Origin of the sequence: Burkholderia sp. DN3021 (genome assembly GCF_049805555.1) — a bacterium.
In the GTDB taxonomy this organism is placed as follows: domain Bacteria; phylum Pseudomonadota; class Gammaproteobacteria; order Burkholderiales; family Burkholderiaceae; genus Burkholderia; species Burkholderia pyrrocinia_C.
In genome coordinates this window covers 1-2,702 of sequence record NZ_JBNCAB010000192.1, presented here as the reverse complement: position 1 = coordinate 2,702, position 2,702 = coordinate 1, and the positions used below count along the sequence as shown (strand labels likewise).

The 2,702-nt window shown below is 70.6% G+C and carries 1 protein-coding gene; it reads right to left on the bottom strand.

Annotated elements, in window-relative coordinates; translation table 11 throughout:
• Positions 1-24 precede the first annotated feature (24 nt).
• On the bottom strand, positions 25-2,139 hold the full coding sequence (locus ACPUER_RS36275) for a site-specific recombinase (protein WP_175963062.1): 2,115 nt from the start codon (positions 2,137-2,139) through the stop codon (positions 25-27).
• Positions 2,140-2,702: the final 563 nt, after the last annotated feature.

Sequence of the window (2,702 nt, the reverse complement as noted above, 5' to 3'; positions counted from 1 at the left end):
GGGCACCGCCGCGCCGCCTCGGGTTCAGTGCGCGCCCGGCTGGCCGGTGCGCGCGGCCTGGCCGCCGGCCGGCCAGAACAGCGCGAGCGGATTCGACAGCACCGTGCGGACGATCGCGGCGACGAGTGCGCGCACCTTGGTCGGGCGCAGGCTGCGCGAGCGCACGGCCATCGTGAACGCGAGCGCGAAGCTCACGAGCACGTTGAGGATCGCCATGCTGAGCACGCCGGCGCCGGCCCACCACAGCTCGGGCGTCCCGAGCGCACCCTTGCCCAGCACGCCGAGCGCGATTCCGATCGAGCCGGCCGACAGCGTCACGTGCCGCACCTCGAACGGGAACATGAACACGGTGACGATCGCCGGAACGAGGCCGAGCATCAGGCCGAGGCCGACGTTCGCGACCACGCCCGCGACGTTCGACCGGCAGAAGTGCGCGAGCTTCGCGGCGCCGGCCGCGCCGAGCGTCAGGCGCAGCCGGCGGTTGTAGGTGAGCGCGTCGCCGACCCGGTGCAGCACGAACCAGTTGTCGGCCCAGCCCGCCAGCAGGCTCGACGCCCACAGCAGCACGCCCGTCAGCGCCGCGTAGAGCGGCGTCGGGCCGAGCAGCGAGAACGAGTGCAGCGTCGCGTGCGCCTTCTCCGGCGAGATCAGGTTCGCGTGCAGTACGTTGCCCGCGAACAGCTGCACGAGCAGGCACACGGGCAGCACGACGAGCACGTTGCCGGAAATCGCGGCCGCCTGCGTGCGGATCAGCGCGATCACCGACGACACGAACGCTTTCACGCCTTCGTCGTGGCCGGTGTCGTCGAGTTCGCGCGCGAGCGTCGGCGCGGTCATCGCGGGCTGCTTGGTCGCGAGCGTGAAGTGCAGGAAGTGCATCAGCATGAAGCTGGCCGCGTAGTTGATGCCCGCGAGCAGCCCTTCGAGCATCGACTGCAGGTGCGCGCCCGTGATCGCGAACTTCACGCACACGGTCACGACCGTGACGAGGCCGCCGCCGGCGGCCATCCGCAGCATCTTCAGGTACTCGGCGCGGCCGCGCGAGATGTAGTGCTCGCCGGTGTCCGCGTTGGTCTCGACGACCTTGCGCGCGAACAGCGAGAAGTTGCTGCGCACGAGGTGCGTGACGCTCTGGCTGTTCTGGTTCGCGTCGACCAGCTCGGCCGTCAGGCGTGCCATCCCGTGCAGGTCGTCGCGTGCCATCCACGCGTTCAGCAGCGTTTCGGCGCGCAGGATGCGCATGCGCATCCGTTCGACCTGGAACACGATGTCGACCGACACGCCGTTGCGGTACAGGTGCGAGAACACGTTGTCGACCGCGATCCGGCATTCGTCTAGCAGCACGCGCAGGTAGTTCACCTCGTGCAGCAGCTTGCTCGGGTCGCCGCCGTCCTCGACGGCCGCGTGTGCGGTCTCGACCGCGAGCATCGCGCGCGTGAGGCGATAGAACGGCTGCGTTTCGAGCGGCTGGCGCGCATCGTCGTCGGACAGCCGGCTGCGCACCGTCTGCGACAGGCCGGTCGAGCTGATCTGGCAGGTCAGGTTGTGCAGCGCGGCCAGCAGATCGCGCGAGAACGAGCCGGGCTCGTGGCGCTCTTCGTCGGTGACGTCGAACGAGAACAGCTCGGCGAGGCGCGCGAGCAGGTCGTCGGGCAGCGCGTCGATCCATTGCGCGTCCCCGGGTGCCGGGAACATCAGCGTGAACAGCGCCGACAGTTCGCGGCGGTTCGGCGCGGGCGGGATCAGCGACGAGTCGATCCGCTCGAACAGCGCGCCGAAGAAGCCCGAGTGCACGGGCATGCCGGCGTCGCACAGCAGCGAGATGCCGTCGCACTCGCGCAGGATGCCGCGCAGGATGCGCGCGGCATGCGATTTCCATGCGGGGTTGCGATCGAGCACGTGGAACAGGTAGCGCAGCCGCGCATGGGCCGGATACGCGCGTGCGTCGGCGTCGCGCTCGGCCGGCGCGTCCTGCATCGTGCCGTTGCGGCGCAGCCAGTGCGCGAGCTCGATCAGCCATTCGCTGCGCTCGGCGTACGACGCATCGGCGTCGGCGTGCGCGAGCAGCGCATCGAGCTGGTGGCCGGCATTGCGCGACGCGCGCCACTTCTTGATCAGGGTCGTCAGGGAACGAAACATAAACGGAATAGCGAAAGCCCTGGACGGGCGGGTTCGGGATGCCTGCCGGGAATGCGGCGCGGCGCCGGGGAGAACGGGTGAGACGGGGCCGGTTGCCGGACGATGCGCGGCGACCCGCGGTACGGCTGCCCCGCTGCGGTGCACGCCGATCGCGTCCGGGCGCGGGGAGGCACGGCAGTCGGGCCGAATGCGGCCCGGTGCCGCCGGCTCGCGCGCACGACGAGCGGCGCGAGCCTGAAAGTGCGTAGGATCGTCAATCGGGCCGGAAAACGCAAGCCGACCGCGTTGCATGGTGCCGGTTCCGGCCGACTTTGACAAACAATGCAAAGTCGCCGTTCGGCCGATGAAGGCGCGCTGTGCGATCGGCTGCGGCAGCGTCATGCAAGCGGCTGCCGGCAGACGCGCCGCGTCGGACGAAGCCGCACCGGCGAACGGTTCTTCGGACGTCCGTCAGCACTGCCGGCTCATGCGCCGCCGGACTTGCCCGTCGCGCCGGCGTCGCCGCCGGACGTCGGGACGGCCGGGCACGGCACGACCGGCGCGGCGGCCGTCTTGCTGCCGGC

Bases quoted from the DNA above. Each gene is read 5' to 3' on its own strand.
- ACPUER_RS36275 (WP_175963062.1), bottom strand. From the start codon at position 2,139: ATGTTTCGTTCCCTGACGACCCTGATCAAGAAGTGGCGCGCGTCGCGC.